The sequence below is a fragment of the Xanthocytophaga agilis genome, from assembly GCF_030068605.1.
Classification (GTDB): Bacteria; Bacteroidota; Bacteroidia; order Cytophagales; family 172606-1; genus Xanthocytophaga; species Xanthocytophaga agilis.
In genome coordinates, this window is record NZ_JASJOU010000001.1 from 1,363,623 (window position 1) to 1,389,819 (window position 26,197).

Here is a 26,197-nt window from a genome sequence, read left to right on the forward strand (position 1 = left end):
AGCATATGTTTACAGGAATTATTGAAGCAATGGCAGAAGTATCTGAAAGCAGACAAGAAGGAAGTAACATTACTTTTGTTATGCGTTCACATCTGGCTTCAGAATTGAAAATAGATCAAAGCCTATCACACAATGGAGTTTGCCTTACAGTAACTCAGGTCTGGGATGAGCATTATACAGTAACCGCTATTCAGGAAACACTGGATAAAACTAATCTTGGTCAGTGGAAGCCCGGAACTAAAGTAAATCTTGAACGCTGTATGCCAATGAATGGGCGTTTTGACGGTCACATTGTGCAGGGCCATGTAGATCAAACGGCTACGTGTACTAATGTACAGTCAATGGATGGAAGTTGGCTGTTTGATTTTCAGTATGATGCACAAACAGGTAATATCACTGTAGAAAAAGGATCTGTTTGTGTCAATGGGGTAAGTCTCACTGTAGTGAATTCTCAGGACGATAGCTTTCAGGTAGCCATTATTCCGTATACTTATGAACACACCAACTTTCATGATTTAAAAAAAGGTGATCTGGTAAATCTTGAATTTGATGTCATTGGTAAGTATTTAGCGAAAATTATACAAAGGTCTTATCGATAAAACTGTTAAATTTATAAAAAATTTACCTTATTCGCTGCCGAGTAAGAATCGGATTATCAAGCAGATACAGTATCTAATTTGTGTAACTCAAAGTTTTGATGTAAACTTGAGACATAGCATTCTACTGGCAGGTTAATTATCCTATTTTATCTGTGTTATCAGCATGGCGTTTTTCTACTGTATTGAAAAACATAAAACTGATAGAAAGAAATTTACCCAACTGTGGAAGAAAAACATAATTCTATGAATTGTATTATCGTGGATGACGATGAAATGTCCAGAGCTATAGTCAAGCATTTCGTCGAACAAACTCAGTTTCTTAACCTGGTGGGCATCTGTACAGATGCCATTCAGGCTGCCAATACCCTTCAATCAACAGCTGTAGATCTTATTTTCCTGGATGTAGAGATGCCAGAGATGACAGGAATGGAATTGGTAAAATCATTGACATCTAAACCTCAGGTAGTTATCATTTCTTCCCGCGCTGATTACGCAGTTGAAGCATTCGAGTATAGCATTGCCGATTATCTTGTAAAGCCTATCAGTTATGCCCGCTTTCTCAAAGCAGTGGAAAAGGTAAGAGACTCATTTGATTCTCAGCCTGGTAACAATGGACAGTCACAGGATTTGTATATTAAAACAGATGCTAAGATTGTTAAAATAACCTTGAAAGAGTTACTATATGTAGAGGCTTTGGCAGATTATGTAATATTACATACAGCTACTGCACGCTATATTGTACACTCTACCATGAAAGGAATTGAAAAAAAGCTATCGGATGGATCATTTGTACGGATCCACCGTTCCTATATTATCAACACAGAAAAGATTGAGTCTATTGAAGATCTGTCTGTTGTGATTAATAAAAAATATATTCCCATTGGGGCATCCTATAAAGACACATTCCTGAAGCGTTTAAATATTCTCTAAAACGAAAATAGCCTTTGTGAGAAGGCTATTTTTATTTCTACCGAGTTGTACCGGGTAATGCATATCGCTTTGAAATCTGTCCATGGATTAACCACAGAAACACACCACATATAATACCAATACATGCTCCTGCCAGAATATCCAGCGGATAGTGAACCCCCACATAGATACGGCTATAAGCAACCAATCCGGCCCATGGAAATAACCAAATAAAGTAAGACAACCGTGATCGTACAAACAGGAAAAGGCTGGTAGCGAGCGCAAAGGTGGTAGAAGCATGAGAAGAGGCAAATCCAAACCGACCTCCACATCCTCGCAATACATATACGTTCTTCTGAATCTCTACTACATGACACGGACGTAGCCGTCCTATATAAGGTTTTATCATACCGGAAGTTACATAATCAGCCAGCCCAACGGCAAGCACTGCAGCCACAAGCATCCATACACCATTCAACTTATATGTACGAACTACCAGAAATACAAGCAGTAGATAAAGAGGTATCCAAAAATAGGAGTCTGTAATCCAATACATGATGGGATCCAACCATGGCGCATGATATTGATTCAACTCCAGAAATAATCTGGTATCCCAGGCTTTTAGTTCTTCAATCAAAGAAATAAATAATTTATTGATACTCCTATACTGAGAGTAATATTGATTATCCAACACTACTCTCAAACACATTTTATTATCCTTAGTTAGCCCACTCTATGCCCTTCTTGAGTAAAGCCAATGTTTGTGCTTCTCTACTTTCTGGCTGCACCTGATAGTTATAATGCCATTCAGCCACAGGAGGTAAACTCATCAGAATAGATTCTGTACGTCCATCTGTATCCAACCCAAACTTGGTTCCTTTGTCATATACCAGATTAAACTCTACATAACGGCCTCTTCGTACCATTTGCCATTGCTTTTCAGCCTCCTCATAAGGAAGTCCTGCATTTTTGAACATAAAGTAAGTATAAACAGGTGCAAAGGTCTCTCCTACTTCCTGAACAAATGCAAACAACTGGTCTTTAGATAATCCTTCATTTTCAGAAAGTCGATCAAAGAAAATACCCCCTATACCACGGGTTTCCTGACGATGTTTTATATAGAAATAATCATCTGCCCATTGTTTAAATCGTTTATAAAAGTCCGGGTGGTGATGGTCACAGGCTGTTTTTAATGCTGTATGAAAATAGTGAGCATCTGATTCGTCCACATAATGTGGAGTCAGATCTATTCCCCCACCAAACCACCATACCCCATTTGTCATTTCAAAGTACCGCACATTCATATGAATAATAGGTACCATTGGACTGGATGGATGGATTACAATAGATACGCCTGTTGCGTAAAAATCCGATTCTGATAACTTTAATGCCTGTAATATCTGTGCGGGTGTATGTCCGTAAACAGCAGAGAAAGCTACTCCACCTTTAGCCAATACGTTGCCATTTTGAATTACACGTGTTCGTCCACCACCACCACCAGGTCTTTCCCATTGATCCTCTACAAATTTTGCTCCTCCATCTGCCTCTTCCAAAGCGTGGCAGATTCTATCCTGCAGACCTTTAAACCACGCTGTAATTTCTTCTTTTGTTACCATATACTTCATTTTAAACGGCACAAAAATAGCAGGAATCTCCAAACAACAATCTCTTCTTTTTCAGGAAATATTATTCCCAATAAAAAATAGTATATTATACCCGGTACTTGTTCATCCACCAGAATAGATGAATCGTCTATGGATTTATACAGACTACCGAATAAACTCTACCATTTGCTGACCAGAGAGAATATATACATAAAAACCCCGGAATCTAATCTATTTACATTTATGAAAGCACACTTAAAAACAGAGTTCTATTATAGATTCGACGGTCATCCAAAGAGTATGTCTCATATTCAGAATGCACTACATGAAATGGGCTACCCAATCTATCACATTGAAAAACAAGAATCCGATTTGCAGGAGGAAACCAGATTCCATCTCTTTTTTGACAAACCTGTACCCGAAATTGTTATAGCATCCGTATTGGTAGACCTATCTTTTTTCTTCACCATATACCAGAACTAAGTTAGAAGAGTACAAGCAAAATATTTATCCCAAAATCCTTTCTCTCAGAATTTATGGCAATTGAATATGAATATGATCATCATGTCGTACGGCCTGACAACCATGAAAACGTATTTTGTTGTATGCGATCAAATGCATGCGTTTCTTTAGGTGAGGTTCAATGAAAATCTTACCAATTCGCTTATGCTGAGCCAGTAACTGTATGATCGCTTTGGTTCTTTGACTATCAAATATATAGTCATTTTTATTTCCCTGTGGTATTATTTTTTGCAACAAGGAATATTGCCAGTATCCTTTTGAAGCACAATACACTGCTGTATTTTCTTCATTGAGAGCCGGCTCTTCACAAATTCCATATCCTATAGGTGATGGCGTATCAGTTACAGGTTGTTGTGTTACTGCATCTTTATAGAAAAAAGCCAGATCTAGCTTTCTCCCATCATTGTGACTTAAGTGGGGCAATAAAGGAAATCCATTTATAAATGGGAAACCTGCATCCAGATAGCAGACGAACGTTCCTGGAAATTTTTCTGCCATTTGTGCAGATGTCTCCAGTACCACATTTCGTAACTCTTTCCGAACATAATGTCTGTTTAATAAAACAGTCATTAGTGTAAGCGGTCTTAAGGAAACATTGGTGACAGGCAAAGGTACACGCCCCCATAGGCTGGCCAGCAAAGGTATAACACTAAATGTAACAATAAGGTAGATCAGTGAGGGTCCCAGCACATATGCAATCCAACGTTGAATTTTGTGTAAAACATGCCTTTTTATATAGTTAAGAAGCGGTATACATAGCAACCAAACAATACCGCCTATCTGAGTTAGGATAGTAAACAATACAAACAAAAAGCTATGAATGAGTACAATACGGAACTTTCTCACAATGGGAAAAACAGATACAACAGGAATGATTATACACTAATCTCTTACTATATTAAAAATACACTTTGAAAGTTGACCCTTGGTCTGGCATGCTTTCCAACTCTACCTTTCCCTGCAGGGTTTCTACCTGCGTCTTTACCAGGTAGAGACCTAATCCTTTTCCATCTACATGTGAATGTACACGTTTATAAAACCCAAAAATCTGCTGATCAGACACCACATTCAAATCTATTCCCAATCCATTGTCCTTCACTATAAGACAGGTATAAGTATTTTCTGTAAGTGCTTTGACATGTATAGAAGGAATCCGATTAGGCGATCGGTATTTGATAGCATTTGAAATGAGATTATATAAAATGCTATGGAGATAACTTTTCACAGAATACACTATCTCTTTACTAGAAAAATCAGCTACAATTTTTGCATTAGCTTGCTCGATCTCGGTTGTTAGTCCTTTTGTAACTGTATCAAACAAATCATAAAGATTTATTTCTTCCTTAATGGTATTGAGATTTTTGCGAATAGTAATGATACGAGATAAATCATGAATTATTAGATCCAGATTGTCAGCACATTGTTGTAGATAACCCAATAATTCCACATTAAGAGGATCGTTCATATCTTCCTTATTAAAGATGGTAGTCAATCCTTTGATACGGGCAATGGGCGAACGAAGATTATGAGAGAGTATATAAGAAAACTGATGTAAATCCTGGTTCTGCTGTATCAGGCTTTCAATAGTATTTTTTAACTCAAAAGTTCGTTCCTGAACAGTATTCTCCAGTTCTCTATTAAGTTCAATTAATGTATAGGTTTGTGTTTCAATAAGTTGTTTTTGCTCCACAAGAGTCTCATTTACAGCCTTTAACTCTTCTTTCTGCTGGTGTAATACCTGATACTGTGCCTCCATAGTGGTATTGGCAGAAACAAGTCTTTGCGTTCGTTCTATCACCTTTTCTTCCAGTAGAGTATTCTGCTGCGTGATATAATCTAGTTTTTCAGCCTGACTAATCTCTTTCTCCTTCTGCAACTGATTTATCTTATCCGATAAGGCAAGCGAAATAAACATACATTCTATTGCCCCACCCCAGAGTGTTGCATTTTCGGTATAGATACTAGTAGGTATCCAACCTAGCAGAGACAGGTCCAGAAAAATAAGACTAAGTAGAAACACTCCCCATCCCAGACAATAAAACACTGATCCTTTCATGTTTTTTGCAAGTGCGAATCCCGCAATTAGTAATAGATAAGCAGAGGTTATCAAGCTAACTACAATCCCAATATAGCTATCCCATAAAGAGATTGGCAGAAGATTAACAAGAATGCCGCAAAAGATTAAAATGGAAAGAACATAAAGACCTTTATGAAGTTCAGGAAGCCTTTTAGGTGTATCGAGAAAAGACTTTGTAAACAATATCATAAAGAAATAAGAACACATAGCAATACCAGGTAAATACACATTGATCCTGTATGCATATTCTGGAAAAAACTCAAAGATAAATCCTTTCAGTAACAGGTTAATTAAAATCTGAAAAGCAATATGACAGATATACCAGATATATGAGCTTTCCCGAAATAAAAAATACAGGAAACAATTGTACATCACCATAATAAGCATCAGCCCAAAGTAAATACCATACACAAAATCAACTCTATGATTGCGGTTCAATAAAGTGCGATAAGTAGTAATGTAGGCAGGTAATGTAACCACTCGATTACTCTGAAAACGAATAAAACAGGTAACAGGACCTGTAAATGCAGGTAGTTCAAATAACCACTTGTTAATCCTAAAATCTTTGCCAGACAAACCTTCTTTTACTTTGTATTCTCCGTTTGTATCAGGATAATAAAGTATTACATTTTGTAGCTGTGTATTATTAATCTCCAGCAAATATGGAACATGCATAGTATTTGCCACAGTAAATGCCATCCAAACAACTGATTTTGTATTTCCAAAGTTAGGTATCTGGCTTTTTGACTCAATAAATGAATGAGAAGTATATAGCGTTTTTACTGTATCAAAATGCAATAAGTTTGTTGAATCAAGATAAAAATAAGAGGAGGTTCCAACAGGTACTCTATCGTTATCACCAATTGTTATTATCTTCTGTGCAAAAGCCACACAACAGATATGCAGAGAAATCAGATACAACAATATGCTTTGCTTCGCCACAACTAGTATAATAAATAATTCTTCTTAGCCTAAATTACTACGAAATATAACAGTTTCAGAGAAAAGAAATGCAAGTTCCTCATAAACAAAAGCCTTTAATCCTGTAAGATTAAAGGCTTTTGTTTAAGTAATTATGCGGAAAATATTATTAACGGGACTTAATCACAAATTTGACAGTACCTACACCTCCTCCATCATTCCCATCTTTAGGAGTATACGTACCAGAATTTACATATTTTTTGCAGACAGCAATATCAGCAGGTGATAAGGTCGCTTCTTTGACAGTGACACTTTGTATCTTGCCATCTTCATCTATCGAGATATTAAAAACTACAAATCCATCACTAGCCAGTTCATCAGGATTAGGCTGTCTGATTTTTGCACTCCATCCCCGAATATTTGAGTTCACCCCAGATCCTACTCCTCCCGCGTCTCCACCTCCAGAACCAGGTGTACCGCTATAATTTTTAGATCCCATGATCCCTCTTGGATCACCCTTGTCACCTACTTTTCCTTCGTCATCTCCATTATTATTTCCGGCTACTTTGTTACTGGTCCCATTATTAACCCCTCCTGCTCCTGTCTTATCTGTTTTTGTAAATAAAGACCGCTGGTCTACCTTCGGCTTCTCTTCAACCTTAGGTGCAGGTGTTGCTGGTGTAGCTGGTTTGGGAGCCTCAACGGGTTTCTTTATAGGTGTTTCTTCTGCCACCTTTTTCTTTGTTTCTTCCTTTTTAGGTTCTGGTTTTGTCTTTACTTCAAGCGGACTGTCCTCATCATCTGAGGTAACAATTGCATCATCATTGCTTGTCTTTGGAGATGATTGAGATGGAGGTGGCGTTACAGGAGCTGCCTCCGGTTTTGGCTGAGGATCAACAGGTGGATTTCCAGCTTTTGCCTCAGGATTAGGTGGATTCGTATTGGGAGGAGCCAGTGATTCTATATCTCCGCTTCCCTGCTGATCAAATCCATAACTTACTTCTACTCCACCTTCGGCAATCTCAGAAGGTAAGGGGTCAGGAATAATCATCACAATCCACAAAAAGCAGATCATGAACAATCCAATATACAAAGCAGACGTAATAATCAGTGCAATCCGCCTGTTTTCTTTTTCCTGTGAAGAAATTTCTATTGCCATAGTATCTTAATATTCTAATAAGAAACACACTTGCAAAGATATAGGATTCATTATGTATCTTTTAGTATTTGCTGTTAAATAAAAAATGATCCTATTTCCATAAAGTTATTATAAAGCAAAAACCCCGCCGTTAGTAGTAACGACAGGGCTTTGATTTTATTTCTTTTTATAGCTATTCTTCATATACCCACGCAGCCGGATATTCTTTTCTCATTTCCTGCGCTTTTGATTCGGCATCTGTACTATTACTAAAATCAGCAACAGATACTTTTAGTAAACCGTTCGCCCCTCTGGCAAGTACCTTTGCATGTTTATATCCTGTTCTCATTAACGCATCTCTAAAACGATCAGCATTACCACTTACAGAGAATCCGTTTACAATAACATAATAGCGAACTGCAGCCACTGTTTTCGGAGCAGGTTTCGTTGTATTCTCAGTGAGATTGGTAGCAGACTTTGTACTGATTACTTTCTTCTCTTCTGTAGTTACAGGTTCAGTAACAGAATCTTCTTCCTGAAAACTTCTAATAGCATTTTCTGATGTCGAAATTTCCCGGGTATCATCCCAATCGGTCATAGTACGGGTAGCTGTATCTGTATTAGCAGGAAACTGAGCAATACCACTATCAGACTGACCTTGTGCCTGCACCTTGTTTCTTTCCTGTGCAACACTATCTTTGGCATGTTTATTAAATGTACCAAAAGGACTTAAAGTGCTTAGGTTATGTTTACCAGTCTGAACCAGAATGAAATATCCTGTAAATGCAGACAATGCAACCAGAGTACAGAAGCCCAGTACATACCAAAGTGCTTTATTTCTGCGCAGTATAGATATTTTTGAATTTCCCTCTGTAGTTTCTTCGGTATAAGGAACAGGTTGACGATCTTTAGTACGGGTTTTAGGCTGATATGTACGACGTTCAATAGGTTTGAAGTCCATTTCTGGTAATCCATACCCTGCATTCAGATAGTTGATCCGGTTTATTGGTTCAAACTCCATTTTTTGCTCCGGATTCAGAGATAGTGTTCCGATTTCATCGAATACATATTTCTGATTCTGCCATATTTGTTGCCGGACATAGTCGGAAAAGTCTTTCACTAATTTTGTAGCCTGTTCGCGTGAAACGTTCTCACCAACTGCAACATGGCTAATCAACAGGCCGTCATTCAAGCGCAACATTTCATTAAATGCAATTTCCTTGGAAGGTGGCATAAACTTATGACGCACAGGATGAATAGTAGCCGGTGCATACTTTGAAATAAAACCACCAAAATCAGGAATTACAACACAATCATTGGCAAAAAGAAGTTGTCGAATGTACTTTTCAATCATCATATAAAGGTTAAAACGAATAGGTTGCTCCCAGAACCAGCGTAAAACCTCGGTTAGAATAGTTCAGAAATCGCTGATAATGAGTTGACAGCAGGTTATTTAGCGACAAATATGCAGAAAATTTTTCTAAAAAAATATATTCTCCTTTTAAATTAATATCTGCAATCGGATCTAACTGTACTGCACGAGTAGTTACAGGGTTCTTTGCCTGTATGCCACCCAGGTAGTAAATCTCTGTATTCAAGAATACATTTTCAGTTGCAGCAAATCGTCCGATTACAGTTGCAGTAAAAGTAGGACGGTGCCAAGCCTGTTCTACATTTTTAACGTTATACTTGAAAAAATCTGCTTTTCCTGCAATTCTGAAGCGTTTTCCTGCATCATAAGCTACCTCTGCTGACAGGTTTAACACGGTAGTTCCATCCGGATTATAGACCAGATCAAACCGTGAAGTATCCATGCTGTTATTCATATAAAAGTACATATTCTTGTAACGAGCATACGAAGTACGGACATCAAAACTCAACGCACCCCCCAACTGTCTCTTGATACCACCATAAATTTCAGAAGTCTTAGAGGTGTTAAAAATTTTCACCCGGCTGTTCAGATAAGGATTTTCATTAGCTAGTTGTCTGAAATAATTCCGTTGCATATCTCCGGAGATTCCTCCAAATACAGTAAAAGCATCCCCTATTGTTACCTGTGCTTCAGCTACCGGATATAGGTTCACTTTACTTAATGCATCTGTAGTATCATTTTGTGTTACAACATTTAATCCGGCAGTGATTGAAAATGTCTCTCCTTTGTATTGTATCTGAGGTTTGATGCGAAACAGATTCCGGCTTACCGATGCACTATCCTTTAATCGGGTGAAATACATATCCGTTGGTGCCAGGAAAGACAACTCATCTGTGATCTTATATTTGGCAGCCAAATTGATAGCAGCTTCAAACTCGCCAGCATCATACGAATCGCTGATATTGGAAACATTAAAATTGAGTTTGTAATCCAGAGGCGATTCTATGTTATTGTTTGTAAAAGATGTCTTGAGGGCTATGGTACTAAAAACCTGCTTTATATCTTTTCTGTCTCTTTCATCCTGTGTTCCATAAAAATAATATCGGTCGCGGTTGTACTCCAGCGCAGCAGAAGCAGTTAAAGCACTGGTAAATAACTTAATGTTTCCACCCAGAAAATTTTCCTGCGTACCAGAATTCCCTTTGTATACAGGTCCGGTTCCAAATGTTTGATTTTTAGCCCGGAGATTCCATGAAAAGGTCTGATTCTGTTTCGCTCCCAGGAAAGCTTCTGCATATAGGTTGCTATAGTTCCCTATTCCAAATTTCAAATAGTTACCTGAAATATCACGAACAGGCTCCTGAGGCATTTGTAGAATACGAAACTTGGTATTCAGATCAGCTAGCCGCAGGTTACGGTCTGTGAACTGAAAAGGTTGTGTAGATGCATCTGGCTTTTTAGCCGTAATAGTAACCTTCTCGAAGTTACGTTCAGCCTCTGACAATGTAATAGCACGGCTCTTTTCAATAACAATCTCTTCTGATTCTATTTGCCCTTTTTTAACAGGCTTCCCTCCCTGTGCAAATACAATAACAGGTAAAAGTAAAACTCCTGTCAAAATGACTTTTGAACATTTAGGCAATGTGGATTGAGGTATCATTTTAAGTATATGCATCCTATAAAAGGTCTTAATCATCGATAAAACTATATTTTACTTGCTATGTATAAGGCTTATTTACTTTCCAGAGCCTTGAGTTTATTTTTAGCTTCTGCTACAACTTCTTTATCTCCTGAATTTTCAATGATAGACTGAAGTGTAGCCTTTGCCTGGAAGGTTTCATCCAAAGCAACATAATTGTCAGCAACCAGCAAGAATGCTTTTCCTCTCCAGGTTTCGAATGATCCAAATTTATCGTTCACAGCAAAACACATTTCCAGCGACTCTTTGTATTTCTTTTGTTTATACAAAGCATCAGCTACCAGATACTGAGCTTCTGCACCATACTCATCCTGAGCTGCATTTGCTGCAGATAATAGTTCATCAACAGCCTTCTCATAGTTATTCTGGAGGTAATAAGACTTTCCTTTATACAACAACGCTTTATTAACAGCACTTGGACTTGAACCTCCTGTAGCTACTACCTGTGAGACATAATACCGTGCAGAATCATAATTTGGTAACTGATAATATGATTCCATCAATCCGGACAAAGCTGCAGTCTGATCTTTTTTACTTTGTGAAGCAGTTAGTAATCTGCGATAATAACCTACAGCTGAAGAATAGTTTTTGGCATTTAATTCCAGATCTCCCATACGACTCACTGAACGAATCAGATATTGGCTACGCCCTTCACTGATTACTAGCTGAAAGTTTTTAACAGCATTGGCTCTGTCCCCAAACTTGTAATAAGAGTCTGCAACATAATAACGTGCATCATACTTCTGTTCCGAATCTGGATGATTGCGTATATACGCTTCCATAGCTGAGATTGCTTGTGGATATTTTTCATTCAGATACAAAGACTTAGCAGCGTCAAACTCTATACTTTCTGTTGAATTGTCCTGAGGGTTGGCACGACGGTATTTTTCCAGGTAAGTCCCGAACTCATCACTTCGTTTGGCAGATGCCAATGTTTCCTGTAAGCCCAATAACGCACTATTAGAGACCTTGCTGGTTGGATATTTATCCAATATACGTTGATAATCAGCAATTGCCTTATCATATTGTTGCAGGTTACTATACGCCAATGCCCTTTTCTGTAATGCATAAGGAACCACTCCGCTAGCGGCATTGGATTCAATGACACGGGTAAAGCCTGTAATGGCAGCATTGTAGTTTCCTTTTTCGAAATCTACATCAGCCCGTTGATACATAGCATTATCAGCATATCTTGAACTGCTATATTTATTTGACAATTCATCAAATGTACGACGGGCTTCTTCATCTCTTCCGGCAAAGTTTAAGGCGTTGGCCTTTTGGAAAAGAATATAATCCTTTTCAGCACCTGCTAAGGCAAGAGCCTGATCATATAATTGAATAGCTGCATCAAAATTCTTAGCCACATACTGACAGTCGGCTAATCGAACCAATGCATCCGCATAATTCTTGCCATTCGGTCCTACTGCAGTTGTATACTCTCTGAAGTGGGTGGCAGCTTTATCATATTCTTTATTATTATAGTAAGCATAGCCTATACCATAACGGCTTCTATTGTAGTATTCTGTATTTTTAGATTCGGGTTCCCGAAATACTGCTGCATATTCATTAATAGCAGATGGATAATTCTGGATAGCCGACTGAGTTTCTCCTGACCAGAAATGGGCTGCAATAGCCACTTCTGTCACTTTGGGACGTGAAAGAGATTTCTGAAACTGAGTTAATGCCTCATTATACTGGTCCTTGTTAAAAAACTCAGCTCCTTTATTAAAAGTTACCCGTTGATAGGCTTCATCTATTTTAGGTGTTCTGTTTGGAATAGCTTCAATATGAGCAATTGCCTCATTGTAATTATTGGAAGCCAGATACGATTCACTCAGTAGTTCATTGATCTCGTTCTTATAACTACTATTAGGATAATTTTTCAGAAAATCTTTTAACAAGGCAGTAGTTTCAGGACCAGCATTCGTTTCAAAGCTTACTTTAGCATGATAATAAGCAGCATCTTCTGCAACTTGTTTGCTTGCCTTTCCTCTTCTGGCCTGATCAAACGCAGTTAATGCAAAAGGCTTATTTCCACTCTGCAGATAAGATAATCCCATATGATAGGACGCATATTGAGCTAGCGTATCTTTTGCAGTAGTAGCTGTAATCTTAAAATTCTCAGCAGCAGATTTAAAGTCTCCTGTTTTGTACTGAGCATACCCTAAACGATAGGCAATCTCAGGCGCAGGTCTGGATTTAGTCTTTCCTACAGATTCCTTCAGGTAACGGGCAGCATTGGCATAATCTCCTTTGCGATAGTATGATTCTCCTACCAAAAGAAAGACTTCATCTGCATTCCGAATATCTTTACTTGTACCTAGTGTTTGAGCATATTCGATCAACTCATCGTATTTGCCTTGTTTGTAATAAACATTCACAATCATATATGGCACCATAGGAGCATATTCAGGACTTTGAGCAGCTCGCTTTAAATCAGTTAGTGCTTCTGTGTAACTTCCTTTTCTATAATTGCAATATCCAGCATAATAACTAGCTGCATACGTATATTTATTATTACTCCGTTTTAATTCATCAAACAGATTACCTGCCTTTAAAAAATCCTGTTTGCTAAAATATAGATATGCAAGCTTAAACTTGGCTTCTACCTGTTGTTCTCTGCTTAGGCTGGATATATCTACTTTTTCAAAATAAGCAATGGCTTTTTCTGTATTCTTTTGGTTGAAATAATAGTTTCCCATCTCGTAGTAAGCCATTGCAGCTTTGGGATGATTGGGATATTCCGCAATGAATCGTTCAATAGTAGGCTCTGCATCGTCATTTTCCAGATACAAGGCACAAATAGCTACATAATATTTAGCTTCTACAGTAAGTAAATCTCCTTTATTAAGATCTATATAATCCTGAAATGCCTTTTGCGCAGTTGCATATTTTTCCCGATCAAACAATTCCAACGCAGTCCGATACGTATAATCATCGGCAGAAAAAGTCTGAGTTGTCTGAGCAAAAGAAGTGAAGGAAATTAATAGAAAAGCAAGGACCGAATAAATCAATATTGCCAGTTTCTGCATGAATGTAACAAAATAAGTGGTCTGTTATAGAACCTCAAAAATAGTATAATATTGTAAACACCCATAAAAAAATGCCAGCATACATAGAATTTATCACGAAACAAACTATATTTTATACACTATCAGAGTACTTTCAGTGTATAATCACTGGAATATGAGAATTTTAAATAGGCAGATAAAACAAAAGAGCAACCAGAAGTCTGACTGCTCTTTTGCCTTTAGTAAAACTATTAAAACCTACTCTTTATTTAATAGTTTGTATAACCTTATCTATTTTATCAGCGTCTGCTTTTCTCTCCAGAATAGTATAAATACTTTTCAGTGGCTCCAACACTTGCATATCATCTTTACGTAAACTGAAGTTTTTCTCGAAATAAGGCAATGCCTTTTGGAAATGTCCTTTCATCTCTGTTTCTACCTTTTTACCTTCTTTCTGATAAGTTTTCAGATCCATATCTCTTACTTTTTTATTCAGATCTGCGCCTTTATTGTAGTGCAACACAGCAAGGTTAAAGTTAGCGTCATAGTTATTAGGGTCAACAGCTAATGCTTTCTCATAATATTCCTGAGCTTTTACTTTATCTCCAGTTTGATCATATAAGATACCCAGGTTTTTCAGATATTCAAGATTATTCGGATCTGATTTAAGTGATTGCTCCAAGTTAGCTTTTGCTTCTTCGGACTTACCCATTTCAATATATAAATTGAATTCGTTTTGCTTCAATTCTTTATTAGTTGGAAACTTAGCAAGACCTTTTTTTACGATTTCCAATGCTTTTTCATTGTTCTTCTCTGTACGATAAATAGAATGCACAACATTGTAAATACTTGGATCATTACTACCTAGATTAATTAAAGCTTCAAAAGCATCACGCGCCTTTGCATAATTCTCTGCACGCTGATAGGCAACCCCTGCGTACAATGCAGCTACAGTATCCTTTGCATTCAATGTACGTGCCATATCGAAATATTTGGCAGCAGCCACAAATTTATCTTCCTGATATTTTTTGCTACCCATGTTCATTGCGATAGGCTGTAAATCTGCAATTTTCTTATTGGCTTCTTCTGCTTTTTTTGCATCCAATTCTCCTGCTTTTTTATAGGAGTCATAGGCAATTTGCAATGCATTGGTATCTAATCCAGCATAATTAGGTAGAGGGCTGTTGGCAATACCTGCATAAATATCTCCCCGATAAAGCCAAGTATTTGCTTTAGCAGCTTGCTTTTCGTTGGTTATGGCTTTATCTATTTGTGTTTTTGCATCATCTAGTTTACCTGACTGCAAAGAGGCATATGCAGCACCTGCCTGTGCAAAAACACCTACAGCTGTCAGTTGAAACAAGCAGGCTAAAAAAACTTTTTTCATGATTATAAGGGTTTATAATAGAGTTATAAAGATTTGTACTAGGTTCTACGTAGGCTGATACAGAATAGTTGCGATTTACAATTTACAGCCCCAATAACGTATTCCTTCTACAAACATGCAAATTCAAATCCAAAAAATCCCATTCTATAAGGATAAATCTTTGCAGAAAAATACATCTATTCGCAATCAATTCTACTATTCCAAAATATAGTATACCATCCATCCTTTGCATAACTCACAAAGAATGAATGGTATAAAAAAACAATCTCTTATTCTGTCACATTATCTATGTCCGGCTGAAGTTGTTCGCCTTCTCCTGAACTCCCTGAATCTTCCATTTTCTCAATCTTGGCAATAGAAGAGATTTCATCGTCTTCATTCAAACGAATCAGACGTACACCTTGTGTATTACGTCCCATAACACGAAGTTCAGCAACTTCCATTCGAATAATAATGCCTGATTTATTAATAATCATCAGATCATCAGAATCTGTTACCTCCTTAACAGCAACCAGATGGCCAGTCTTCTCTGTAATATTCAGTGTTTTTACACCTTTTCCACCCCGGTTGGTAATGCGGTAATCATTTACATCTGAACGTTTTCCATATCCCTTTTCTGAGACAACTAACAGCTGAGCATCCTCTCTGTTAAGACAAACCATCCCAATTACTTTATCATTATCGGCCAAACTAATACCACGAACACCAGCAGCTGTACGTCCCATAGGTCGTACACGATCTTCGTTAAAACGAATGGCCATACCTGATTGTGCAGCAATAATGATTTCGTTAGATCCGTTTGTCAAAGCAACGTCCAACAGACGATCTCCCTCATTCACAGTAATTGCATTGATACCAGCCTGACGCGGACGAGAATAAGCTTCCAATGTCGTTTTTTTAATGGTACCATTTTCCGTACACATTATCAGATAGTTATTATTGATATAATCCGGATCACTCAATGTTTTCACATTGATAACTGCCCGTACTTTATCTCCAGATTCTATTTGAATCAGATTTTGCAAAGGTCGTCCTTTTGAGGTTTTACTTCCTTCTGGAATCTCATATACCTTTAACCAGAATACTTTTCCGCTTTCTGTAAAGATCAGCACATAATTGTGTGTGGTTGCCACAAATAAATGCTCTGTAAAATCAGCTTCTTTCGTAGCTACTCCACGAGATCCAACACCACCTCTTCCCTGAGTTCTGTATTCATCAAGTGAAGTTCGTTTTACATATCCTTCATGAGTAATTGTGATGACCATTTCCTCATCCGCGATCATATCTTCCATGGTAAATTCATCAGAAGAATATTCGATTTTGGTACGACGGGCATCGCCATAACGTTCCTTTATCTCTGTTAACTCATTGGTGATAATCTCCATTCGAAGACCTTCATTGGCAAGTATAGATTGCAGATAAGTAATCAGCTCGGCAACTTCTTCAAATTCCTTAATAATCTTATCGCGCTCCAGACCTGTCAAACGTTGTAACCTCAATTCCAGAATAGCACGGGCCTGAACTTCAGTCAATCGCTGACCAGGTTGCAGAGGCTCCACATTAGCCAGTTCGACACGGCTCATCAGTTGCACAAAAGCAGAATCTGCCTCAGCTTTGAACCCAACCCCTTTCATCAAATTAGCTTTCGCTTCATCCGGATCTTTGGAGTTACGAATCAATGAGATAACCGCATCCAGATTGTCTAATGCGATAAGTAACCCTTGTAAAATATGAGCCCTTTTTTCTGCCTCTCTCAACTCAAACCGAGTACGACGAACGACTACTTCATGTCGGTGCTCAACATACACTTTAATTAAATCTTTCAGATTCAGCGTCAGCGGACGGCCTTTTACAAGAGCTACGTTATTAACACCAAAGGAAGATTGTAAAGCTGTGTATTTGTATAGGTTATTAAGAACTACGTTAGGAACAGCATCACGTTTTAACTCATACACAATACGCAATCCGTCACGGTCTGATTCGTCCCGAATATCTGAAATTCCTTCTATTCTTTTTTCATTGATCAGATCAGCCGTTTTCTTAATCATGTCAGCCTTATTGACCATATAAGGAATCTCTGTAACTACAATCATTTCGCGACCAGTCTTATTAGTCTCAACAGTTGCATTACCACGCATTACTACCCGACCTCTACCAGTTTCCAGAGCCGCTTTCACTCCCTGATATCCATAAATAGTTCCTCCAGTAGGGAAGTCAGGAGCCTTTACAAATTCAATCAGTTCGGCAATAGTGATATCAGGATTTTTTATGTAAGCAATGACACCATCACACACTTCAGATAAATTATGAGGAGCCATGTTTGTGGCCATTCCAACAGCAATACCAGACGAACCATTGACCAGAAGGTTTGGAATCTTGGCAGGCAATACAGATGGTTCCTCTAATGAATCGTCAAAGTTAGGTCTGAAGTCTACAGTATCTTTATAGATATCTGTCAGCATTTCTTCCGCAATACGCTTCAGACGGGCTTCTGTATAACGCATCGCCGCAGGAGAATCCCCATCAATAGAGCCAAAGTTTCCCTGACCATCTACCAACGGATAACGTAATGACCACTCCTGAGCCATACGCACCATAGTATCATATACCGAAGCATCTCCATGTGGGTGGTATTTACCAAGAATTTCCCCAACAATACGGGCAGATTTTTTATATGGCTTATTGTAGTTTACCCCTAATTCAACCATTCCAAATAATACCCGACGATGCACAGGTTTCAAGCCGTCACGAGCATCAGGTAAGGCTCGTGAAATAATCACTGACATGGAATAGTCAATGTAGGCCCCTCGCATCTCATCTTCGATGTTAATAGGGATAATGTTTTCGCCGGTTGTAGTCATATTTTGTCTTGGCTTTTAATTTTTTGTCTACAGGGTCTTAAAATTGTGTCGCAATTTATGAAAAAATGACCGGATTACCAACCTATGTCAGGTATTCTATCAAAATATGACAAACTAAATTTTATTGGCTCAGACTCTCTTTAAGTCCTTTTTTTACTATCTGCTATAAACAACAAACCCTGTCTGGTTATCAGACAGGGTTTGTTGTTTATAGCAGATTATATATTGTTTAGAAACCTTCCTCTTCTTCCTCCGTTTCTTCCGGAGCTTCTTCTTTTTTCTTCTTAGGTTTCTTTTCTTTTTTTGCTTTTGCCTTCCGTTCTTTTTTGGATTCTTTTGGGGTAGTTACATTCGACGCATCACCTTGTTTATCTCCTTCAAAAATTTTCATATCCTCCGACTGCTGATTCTCATCGGCAGGTTGTTCATCTGATAATGATTCTCCTTTCTTAGCTGCGTTACGTTCTTCTTTCTCGGCATCTTCAATCTTCTTCTTCTTGTATTTTTCAATACGCTTACTCCATGGTTTATTATCCTTATGTTTATATTTATATCCAGGTTTATACCCCTGACCTATTTTAGGATCTTTTGTTTTGATTAGTTTGTGTTTCTTAGCTCCGGGAGTCACCTTTACTTCTCTATATCTTTGCCACCACGGAATACCACGATAAACAGGCCCAAGATTTGACTCTGGCCCGGCATTGGCATCGTATACCAGTGCAGCTTCTCCACCACCACCCATCATCGAAGGATGCCGATGACGCATTCGGATATGACAGTTATCAAATGGACATCGCTTTACACGACATGCATCGAAAATGATCATTAGGAGAATAAAGGATACTATAGTAGCAACTTTCTGGATTTTAAACATATTTACTATCTCCAATAGTGAATATTACTTCACTTAACGTTTCCTGACAAGAGTTTATTTCAATGATTCTCAGCAAAATACGACATTTCTTACTAATGAATAATATTGCTATACGTTCTACAAGTAAGAAAGTTATCAATTTAGTAAGCAAAAGATGTCTTATGTAGTATAATTATAGGATTTTAAAACATGACAAGAGAAGCTTCTGATTTTCAAAACAATATAGGACAGGTATTAATACCCATCTATTTCACCTCTTTCTATTATTCACTTTGCAGCAACGTTTGAACAGACAAACAAACCAGCTTCTCTGTGTTCAAATATTATACCATTTTAGCTTTAACCAACCAGTTCTATTTATAAAGGTTGTTCACCATCTGAAAGGTTTATAACATCAGCCCGATATAATAAAAGTCCTAACATCATCAAAACGCTTGTAGTTAGGATTACAAAAAAAAGAATTCCATTATTGAAACTTCCCAATTGTAAACGTTGAGGAATGCTATAGAATAACAATACAGTAATCAGCCCTCGAGGCATAAGAAATAATTCTGGCAAAACATGGGCACGTAAGAAATACCGAAGATATAAATAACGCAACAACAGTAACATACCCACAATGGAACTCCCGATTAGTATTACCTCCCACTCTGTTAAAACCTGTATATCAATCGAATAACCAAATAAGATAAAAAAGAAAGTACGAACAATAAAAGATGTCTCATATGTGATTGATTTAAGCTGTTTAAGTAGCTCCTCGAAATACTGGTTATCTGTCGAATCGTTTGTTTTTAATACGTTCATTACCCATGAGAGTGAAATTCGTTCCTTATTGTTAACAAGAAGCCCAAACACCATAATAATGAGTAAGGCAGGAAGATGCAGCAACTTTCCCATGGCATACAACATCAACAATATAGTCAGAATGGGAACAAACTTTACATGGGAACGAATACGTGATAACAGGTAGGAAAGAGCAAGAGAAATCATCAGGGAAAGGATAATAGCCCAGACAATACTAAAGCCAAACAAAATAATTGAGGATATAGAAAAAGCAGCTTCAGCTGTCAGATAATTGAATACAAGAATCCCTATAATATCAGAAAAGGAGGCTTCATAGATAATGAATTCTTTTTTTTGTTCGCTAAGATGCTCTATACTAGGAATGATAATGGCACTACTGATAATAGAGAGAGGTATAGCATATACAATACATTTAATCAAAGATCGTTCTAAAAAAAATTGCAGAACAGCAGTAATCCCTAACACCGAAAGAAAAAATACCAGTACGGCAGCCAGAAAAGAATTTCGCACAACAGTAACTTTCTCCGGTGAAATTTTCAGATCCAGTGCGGCTTCCAATACAATTACGATCAGTCCTATTATCCCTAATACTTCAACGATCTTATTCACAAAGCTTATACGTATTAGTTCAGGACCAAAAACAAGCCGAACTCCTATACCAGTAATTAACAATAGTAATACAGAAGGAATTCGGGTGGCTTTACTGATAAAACTATACAAATAGGATAAAATTACACAAAAACCAAGAGTAAGGATCAACCAATACGCATTCATACTTTTGACTATTAAATTGTTGCTGGTCGACAAACTTATTTACATTTTTGTATAATTACCAGTTTTACCCTATTGCATATTCCTGTGGAAGGTAATGAATAGTAACTTATAGACGAAAAACAACGGAGATCTTTGCCTTAACCAAATTCCTAAAAACATTTTCTTATACCAATGAAAATCCCTTGTCTCAATAGAAATAAAGCCTGAGGATTTACATATTCAGAATAGTTATACTGATACATAGTGGTTAATTGCCAATCTCTTTTCCAATTATAGCTATAAGTCAGAGTAATACGTAGATTTGCGTTTGTTCCTGGCCAGGTTACTCCAGTATACTCTTTTCCATTAAAAGCATAATCTGGGCGATATACCCAGGCAACAATCGAACTCTGTGCAACAAACACAAACTGATGTGCAGGCTTTAACTGATATGAAATCCTTGCGGAGAGGGCCATAGCCAAATTCAATGTAGCCTGAGTTTCTGAATATTCTAGATCCGGATTGTAATTAGCTAAAAATCCATAGTTACTCAACGTTACACCCATATACAATCTGAATCTTTCTCTATTTCTGAGTGATTTTATAACATGATGCAAATAGGAAAAATCAAAACTGAGTTGCCGAATATGTGCTTTTACGGATACAGAAGACTGTATACTTCCTCTCATGTAACTGCCCTCAGCAAGCCAGATATGATTCTGAGAAGTATTTTCATATTTCAGTGATAATCCGCTTTGGATTCCCTTATACGTAAATGCTGCATGGAAATAATCTTTCAGATAGACAGACTCGCTACCGACCCACAGTTGCAAAGACCTGATTGGGCTCGAGTGTTGCCCAAATGCTGGATAATAAATCAGGCATACGAACCAGATCATATTACCCCAAAATAAACCCAGGCAAATTTTCATTGAATGGCAGGTAAAAGCTTGGATTGCAGCATTTGAAAGAATTGATTACTGAGAACAGAATTAAGGTTTCCTCCAGTGCAAACCAATACAGTCTTATAGTCAGGCAATACACATAAGTAGTTTCCGCCATTTCCCCAGGCAAAATACATCTGATAAGTTTGGTCCTGTATAACAAATGTTCTTCGCCACCAGAGATATCCATACTCAAAATTTTGAAGCATTGCCTGTTTGGCAGTGGATTCAGCAACCCATCGGTTTGAAACCAGTTGCTGTCCTTTCCACTTTCCTTTATCCAGCATTAGTTGACCAATTTTAGCCATGTCTCTAGGTCGGATAAAAAGCTTTCCCCCTGTACTGATTTCTCCGTCAGGCATGCGATCCCAACGATAGGATTGTATATTTAGTGGAGAAAATAAATAGTATTGAGCAAAATTTTCTGTCGACATGTCAGATGCCCGATTAATCACTCCTCCTAGTGTAACTACACCAGCAGTACAATATTGTGGCGTTGTACCAACCTCATATAAAATAGGGAGATCTAATGTAAAATGAATCCAGTCATTGCTTTTAGACATATTTTCTTCAAATCCAGGTGATGCATGACCAATAACATCATTACAAGCCAGCCCTGAACTCATAGTCAAAAGATGTTTCAAGGTAATCTTTTGCTTTTGTTCCTGATCACTTAATTTGCCTGTATACTCAGGAAAAAAAGAAAGTACTTCAGAATTGATATCTGTAATCATATGCTGATCAATCGCAATACCTAATAGAATAGAAGTGATACTCTTGGTAGCAGAGTAGATATTTTCAGGAACAGCCGAAGTATATCCATTAAAATATCGTTCATATACAAGTTTGCCATTTCGTACAATAAGTAAACTATGTATGTTCCGATATTCTTCTGTCTGAATCTGATTGGTTAATTCTTCAATTGGTGCGATTGCAATATTTTCAGCATTCAATGAGGATATATGCCACTCATTATTTACTTGATCAGGAGGGTTATAACTATACAGTACAGCAGAGTCATTCAGGAATGGAGTACAACTAGTAAGGGTTAGTATACATAACTCTGCACATGCCCAGAATCTTTGAAACATATATAAACAGGCTTAACGGAGTGGTTGTTGATAAGGATTGCCTTTAAAAAACAGATGTCTTCGATACATTGGAATGTCAGCAAACAAAAATGCAGCACTTCTGGAATTTTGCCACAATCGATATTGAGCCTTTGCTCCTGCAATTATACTTAGATCTGAAGTGTTTTCAGTAAATGATCCATTTAACATAGCATATACAAAAAATGTAAACCGTTTTTCTCTTGGTGTCAGATAATACCGTAATTCTACAGGTATCTCAAGCGTTGGCATTTTCAGAGTTGTTTCTGGTAAATAGATTGCTTGTCCTACTCCCAATCCATATCCCACAGATAATTTTTGGGAAAGAGGCTTAATCCAACGGCTTCCAGTTGTGACTCTGGCTGATGACATCCGTATAAAGTTTTCATGAATAGTCTCAGACTGTATTACATGACTAGATTCTTTAGTATGATCTTTCACCAGATCATGTAAAACTTCTGACATCGTATATGAATCTGATTGCGGTTCTTTCAGCTGAGCATCCGAACTATTCTTTTGAGTACTATCATCGGCTTGAACAGCCATCTTTTCCAACTTAGTCGCGTTAACTTCTAACTTCTCAGGAGCTCCTCCTTTAACTTGTTCAATTTTTCCATACCCAGCCAAAATTGCTGTTTGTTTTCCAGAATTTAGCGTAGCTTGCTTTTCTACAGGAATTTGTACAGATGAATCTTTTAGAGATGTCATTGCTGAATCTACTATTGTAAGATATTTTGTTTGTGTATGACTGACAGTTGTAGTATCATTTTGCTGCCATTTAGTAATTAGCCAACCAAGAATCACACAAAGAATTCCAATCCATACAATTGTAAACCCCAAAGATCCTGCTCTTATTTTGGAATATACCCTTTGCCAGATTGCATCTTCTGTATAATCCAAATCCGGCACAGATGTTATTTCCTCTATCTTATTTTTAACTATTCTATCAAACTCTTCCGGTGTCATAACGCTCATTGGTTTTAACCATTAACTCTTGTAACATTTTTCTTGCTCTGGCTAATTGAGAACGGGAAGTGCTTTCTGTTATTTCCAGTATTTCAGCAATTTCCTGATGAGTATACCCTTCTATCACATACATATTAAATACAGTCCGGTATTTTACAGGAAGAGAAAGAATAAGCTGATAAATATCTTCTGCTGCCAAAGATCCGTCAACAGACAGTTGTTCAGGTATTAGTTCTTGCTCTTTCTCATCCACATACATCAGTTTCTTTCTTTTTCTCAAAAAGCCTAATGCCTCATTAATCATAATTCTGCGTATCCATCCTTCAAAACTTGGTTTGTCGCGGTACTCAAAATCTGTTATATGCTGAAAAATTTTGACGAAACCATCACTTACAACTTCTTCTGTGTCAGATTTGTCTTTCAGATAGCGGTAGCAATGTAAAAACATAGGTCGTGAAAAATAAGCAACTAAAGCTCTCTGAGCTTTTCTGTCACCTGACCGACATTTTTCAATAAGCTGTTCGTCAAATATCAAAGGCTTCATTACCTATGGAAAAAATGATTTTATACCTCTTCTTTGGAAAAAGAGTACCAGTATATCTTTTTCACCGCTGTTGGAATAAGAGGTGAATTATAAATGGTAAAACACTTTAAATAAGAGAATGTAAAAAGTAGGGTAAACGCTGCAACAATAGAAAATAAAATTTTCTACTCTATAACTAGAGAGTTATTTCTGTGAATGCGCCAGATACGTCGGATAAAATAAAAAAAGTCTGTCCCAAAGGGAACAGACTTTTAAGTTACTTAGCCTCGGTATAAAATGGAAGTCACCAGTCATTAACTAGTGACGCTTACAAAAATACCGGGTCGGGATTAAAACAATCTAAATAAGAGATTAAAATCTGATTAAAATTACAAAAGTTCTACACAGGAGATTTCTGTTAAACTCAAGTCGGTGCTTTTATCGTTCTCCTTCAATAACAAAAGCATTCAACTTTTGTATTATATTTTCAGATTCCCATCCATCTGTCAATTGCCATTCCCAATTGCCATGACTGGTACCCGGCACATTGATACGTGCTTTCTCGTTCATATTGAGTATATCCTGTATCGGTACAATAACAATGTTTGCACGTGATTGCATAGCCATGTGTACAACCGCATCTGCTACATTATCAGTTGACAAATCCTGCCTGGCATACGTAGCCAGGCGATACTTCTCGTGTTCTGTAGCTTCTGTTTGCCACCATCCATGTGTAGTGTTGGTATCGTGAAGGCTTGTATAGACTACACTATGATTATTATGGTTATGTGGCAGATGCGGATTCATCTCTTCATCCCCAGTAAAGGCAAATTGTAGTACCTTCATGCCAGGTAGCCGATGACGTTGTACAAACGAAATTACATCAGGAGAAATAGTCCCCAGATCTTCTACTACAATGGCGGGATCAGGAAAACGAGCATTCAAGGCCGTAAAAAATTCTTCTGCAGGAGCTTTTTGCCAATATCCATTGATAGCTGTAGGTTCGTTAACCGGGATTTCATAATAATTAACAAATCCCAGAAAATGGTCTAGCCTAACAAGATCAAACAAGAGGAAGTTATGTCCAATACGACGTAACCACCACTCAAAATTCTCATTCTGCATGGCATCCCAGTTGTAGACAGGGTTTCCCCATAATTGACCTGTAGTACTAAACCGATCAGGAGGCGTACCAGCTACTACATAAGGTAATTTGTTTTCATTCAGTTTAAAAAGATGAGGATTTACCCAAACATCTACACTATCATAATTAACATAGATAGGCAGGTCACCAAAGATCATCACTCCTTTTTTATTGCTATAGGCCTTTAATTCTGCCCACTGCTGATAGAAAAGATATTGAAAGAACTTTTCACGCAGGATTTCATTGGCTAATTCGTCTCTGGCTGCGGCTAACGTTTCCGGTACACGATTGGCTAAATCATGTCCCCAGTCAATCCAGGCATACTCATTATTTTTAATTCTCAGACACTTGAATAGCGCATAATCATCCAGCCAGTACGCTTCTTCCTCACAAAATTGCCGAAATGCTTCTTCTGCATTTTCGTCAACAATTTTGTTAAAATTTTCAAATGCTTTATGAAGTAAAGGTTCTTTAAAGGCTCTGACTGCCGGATAATCAATATGTCCATCAGGAAACTCAGGAGGACTTTCTATATCGATAGAGTTTAACAATCCCTGATAGCACAATTTGTTGAGGCTAATAAACAATGTATTTCCAGCGAAAGCTGAAATACTACTATAAGGCGAATTACCTAATCCCTGGTCAACAGGAGTTAAAGGCAATATTTGCCAATATTTCTGATGTGTTTGTTCCAGGAAGTCGATAAACTGATAAGCTTTTTCGCCTAGATCGCCAATTCCATGTGAGGAAGGCAAAGAAAAAATGGGAAGTAAAATTCCACTGGCTCGTTGATTCAACATAAAAGTATAGAATATCGGATTAATCTGATTCGACAAATACCATCATATCACCTTATTTATTCCTCTTCACCTATACGTTGCAAATATTCGCTCTACAAAATAAGTGTGTATACTTAAAGCAGTATAATAAGACTCACTAAGGTAAATAATCTGATCTGTGTCTATCAAAAATTAGTTCCT

20 protein-coding genes are annotated in these 26,197 nt (G+C 37.5%); 3 read left to right on the forward strand and 17 right to left on the reverse strand.

The features are described 5' to 3' along the window. Positions 1-5: 5 nt before the first annotated feature. Together QNI22_RS05680 and QNI22_RS05685 are read left to right on the forward strand one after the other, a co-directional pair. The gene (locus tag QNI22_RS05680) at positions 6-599 is read left to right on the forward strand and encodes a riboflavin synthase (RefSeq protein WP_314509653.1); all 594 of its coding nucleotides are present in this window, start codon (positions 6-8) and stop codon (positions 597-599) included. 243 nt (positions 600-842) lie between these two features. Beyond that, positions 843-1,529, forward strand: coding sequence for a LytR/AlgR family response regulator transcription factor (locus QNI22_RS05685; protein ID WP_314509654.1), 687 nt, complete (start codon positions 843-845; stop codon positions 1,527-1,529). A 37-nt stretch (positions 1,530-1,566) separates the two neighbouring features. Here QNI22_RS05685 and QNI22_RS05690 read toward each other — a convergent pair whose 3' ends face one another. Beyond that, positions 1,567-2,145 (reverse strand): phosphatase PAP2 family protein, encoded by a 579-nt coding sequence (locus tag QNI22_RS05690; protein ID WP_314509655.1) that lies wholly within the window; start codon positions 2,143-2,145, stop codon positions 1,567-1,569. A gap of 82 nt (positions 2,146-2,227) precedes the next feature. Continuing rightward, on the reverse strand, positions 2,228-3,124 hold the full coding sequence (gene hemF, locus QNI22_RS05695; protein ID WP_314509656.1) for an oxygen-dependent coproporphyrinogen oxidase: 897 nt from the start codon (positions 3,122-3,124) through the stop codon (positions 2,228-2,230). 231 nt (positions 3,125-3,355) lie between these two features. Between hemF and QNI22_RS05700 the strand changes: the two genes are divergently transcribed. Beyond that, positions 3,356-3,595, forward strand: coding sequence for a hypothetical protein (locus QNI22_RS05700; RefSeq protein WP_314509657.1), 240 nt, complete (start codon positions 3,356-3,358; stop codon positions 3,593-3,595). A gap of 51 nt (positions 3,596-3,646) precedes the next feature. Here QNI22_RS05700 and QNI22_RS05705 read toward each other — a convergent pair whose 3' ends face one another. The 15 genes from QNI22_RS05705 to malQ all read right to left on the reverse strand — a co-directional run bounded on the left by QNI22_RS05705 (position 3,647) and on the right by malQ (position 26,017). Continuing rightward, entirely contained in the window at positions 3,647-4,480 is an 834-nt protein-coding gene (locus tag QNI22_RS05705) for a M74 family metallopeptidase (RefSeq protein ID WP_314509658.1), read from the reverse strand. 52 nt (positions 4,481-4,532) lie between these two features. Further along, the gene (locus tag QNI22_RS05710) at positions 4,533-6,653 is read right to left on the reverse strand and encodes a 7TM diverse intracellular signaling domain-containing protein (protein ID WP_314509659.1); all 2,121 of its coding nucleotides are present in this window, start codon (positions 6,651-6,653) and stop codon (positions 4,533-4,535) included. Positions 6,654-6,801: 148 nt separating this feature from the next. Beyond that, on the reverse strand, positions 6,802-7,791 hold the full coding sequence (locus QNI22_RS05715; RefSeq protein WP_314509660.1) for a hypothetical protein: 990 nt from the start codon (positions 7,789-7,791) through the stop codon (positions 6,802-6,804). Positions 7,792-7,963: 172 nt separating this feature from the next. Further along, complete coding sequence (locus QNI22_RS05720) at positions 7,964-9,127, reverse strand: HU domain-containing protein (RefSeq protein WP_314509661.1); 1,164 nt, start codon at positions 9,125-9,127, stop codon at positions 7,964-7,966. Between the two features lie 7 nt (positions 9,128-9,134). Then, entirely contained in the window at positions 9,135-10,817 is a 1,683-nt protein-coding gene (locus tag QNI22_RS05725; RefSeq protein ID WP_314509662.1) for a TonB-dependent receptor, read from the reverse strand. A 56-nt stretch (positions 10,818-10,873) separates the two neighbouring features. Next, the gene (locus QNI22_RS05730) at positions 10,874-13,873 is read right to left on the reverse strand and encodes a tetratricopeptide repeat protein (RefSeq protein WP_314509663.1); all 3,000 of its coding nucleotides are present in this window, start codon (positions 13,871-13,873) and stop codon (positions 10,874-10,876) included. Between the two features lie 244 nt (positions 13,874-14,117). After that, positions 14,118-15,239, reverse strand: coding sequence for a tetratricopeptide repeat protein (locus QNI22_RS05735; RefSeq protein ID WP_314509664.1), 1,122 nt, complete (start codon positions 15,237-15,239; stop codon positions 14,118-14,120). A gap of 269 nt (positions 15,240-15,508) precedes the next feature. After that, positions 15,509-18,100 (reverse strand): DNA gyrase subunit A, encoded by a 2,592-nt coding sequence (gene gyrA / locus QNI22_RS05740; protein ID WP_314509665.1) that lies wholly within the window; start codon positions 18,098-18,100, stop codon positions 15,509-15,511. Positions 18,101-18,329: 229 nt separating this feature from the next. Then, entirely contained in the window at positions 18,330-18,974 is a 645-nt protein-coding gene (locus QNI22_RS05745) for a hypothetical protein (protein WP_314509666.1), read from the reverse strand. A 357-nt stretch (positions 18,975-19,331) separates the two neighbouring features. Then, on the reverse strand, positions 19,332-20,552 hold the full coding sequence (locus QNI22_RS05750) for a cation:proton antiporter domain-containing protein (RefSeq protein WP_314509668.1): 1,221 nt from the start codon (positions 20,550-20,552) through the stop codon (positions 19,332-19,334). Between the two features lie 149 nt (positions 20,553-20,701). Further along, on the reverse strand, positions 20,702-21,364 hold the full coding sequence (locus tag QNI22_RS05755; RefSeq protein ID WP_314509669.1) for a hypothetical protein: 663 nt from the start codon (positions 21,362-21,364) through the stop codon (positions 20,702-20,704). 95 nt (positions 21,365-21,459) lie between these two features. Beyond that, positions 21,460-22,566 carry a serine hydrolase domain-containing protein gene (locus tag QNI22_RS05760; protein WP_314509670.1) on the reverse strand — a complete coding sequence of 369 codons (1,107 nt, stop codon included), beginning with the start codon at positions 22,564-22,566 and terminating at the stop codon, positions 21,460-21,462. A 12-nt stretch (positions 22,567-22,578) separates the two neighbouring features. After that, complete coding sequence (locus QNI22_RS05765; protein ID WP_314509671.1) at positions 22,579-23,559, reverse strand: hypothetical protein; 981 nt, start codon at positions 23,557-23,559, stop codon at positions 22,579-22,581. Further along, positions 23,531-24,094: an RNA polymerase sigma factor gene (locus QNI22_RS05770; protein ID WP_314509672.1), complete on the reverse strand. Its 564-nt coding sequence runs from the start codon at positions 24,092-24,094 to the stop codon at positions 23,531-23,533. The genes QNI22_RS05765 and QNI22_RS05770 overlap by 29 nt, the downstream gene beginning before the upstream one ends. Positions 24,095-24,511: 417 nt before the next feature. Next, a complete protein-coding gene (malQ, locus tag QNI22_RS05775; RefSeq protein ID WP_314509673.1) occupies positions 24,512-26,017 on the reverse strand; it encodes a 4-alpha-glucanotransferase in 1,506 nt (501 codons plus the stop codon). Between the last annotated feature and the right edge of the window lie 180 nt (positions 26,018-26,197).

Excerpts from the sequence above, each read along its gene's own strand:
- QNI22_RS05680 (WP_314509653.1), top strand. The coding sequence starts at position 6 with ATGTTTACAGGAATTATTGAAGCAATGGCAGAAGTATCTGAAAGCAGA.
- QNI22_RS05685 (WP_314509654.1), top strand. The coding sequence starts at position 843 with ATGAATTGTATTATCGTGGATGACGATGAAATGTCCAGAGCTATAGTC.
- hemF (WP_314509656.1), bottom strand. The coding sequence starts at position 3,124 with ATGGTAACAAAAGAAGAAATTACAGCGTGGTTTAAAGGTCTGCAGGAT.
- QNI22_RS05700 (WP_314509657.1), top strand. The coding sequence starts at position 3,356 with ATGAAAGCACACTTAAAAACAGAGTTCTATTATAGATTCGACGGTCAT.
- QNI22_RS05715 (WP_314509660.1), bottom strand. The coding sequence starts at position 7,791 with ATGGCAATAGAAATTTCTTCACAGGAAAAAGAAAACAGGCGGATTGCA.
- QNI22_RS05720 (WP_314509661.1), bottom strand. The coding sequence starts at position 9,127 with ATGATGATTGAAAAGTACATTCGACAACTTCTTTTTGCCAATGATTGT.
- QNI22_RS05725 (WP_314509662.1), bottom strand. The coding sequence starts at position 10,817 with ATGCATATACTTAAAATGATACCTCAATCCACATTGCCTAAATGTTCA.
- QNI22_RS05730 (WP_314509663.1), bottom strand. The coding sequence starts at position 13,873 with ATGCAGAAACTGGCAATATTGATTTATTCGGTCCTTGCTTTTCTATTA.
- QNI22_RS05735 (WP_314509664.1), bottom strand. The coding sequence starts at position 15,239 with ATGAAAAAAGTTTTTTTAGCCTGCTTGTTTCAACTGACAGCTGTAGGT.
- gyrA (WP_314509665.1), bottom strand. The coding sequence starts at position 18,100 with ATGACTACAACCGGCGAAAACATTATCCCTATTAACATCGAAGATGAG.
- QNI22_RS05745 (WP_314509666.1), bottom strand. The coding sequence starts at position 18,974 with ATGTTTAAAATCCAGAAAGTTGCTACTATAGTATCCTTTATTCTCCTA.
- QNI22_RS05750 (WP_314509668.1), bottom strand. The coding sequence starts at position 20,552 with ATGAATGCGTATTGGTTGATCCTTACTCTTGGTTTTTGTGTAATTTTA.
- QNI22_RS05760 (WP_314509670.1), bottom strand. The coding sequence starts at position 22,566 with ATGTTTCAAAGATTCTGGGCATGTGCAGAGTTATGTATACTAACCCTT.
- QNI22_RS05765 (WP_314509671.1), bottom strand. The coding sequence starts at position 23,559 with ATGAGCGTTATGACACCGGAAGAGTTTGATAGAATAGTTAAAAATAAG.
- QNI22_RS05770 (WP_314509672.1), bottom strand. The coding sequence starts at position 24,094 with ATGAAGCCTTTGATATTTGACGAACAGCTTATTGAAAAATGTCGGTCA.
- malQ (WP_314509673.1), bottom strand. The coding sequence starts at position 26,017 with ATGTTGAATCAACGAGCCAGTGGAATTTTACTTCCCATTTTTTCTTTG.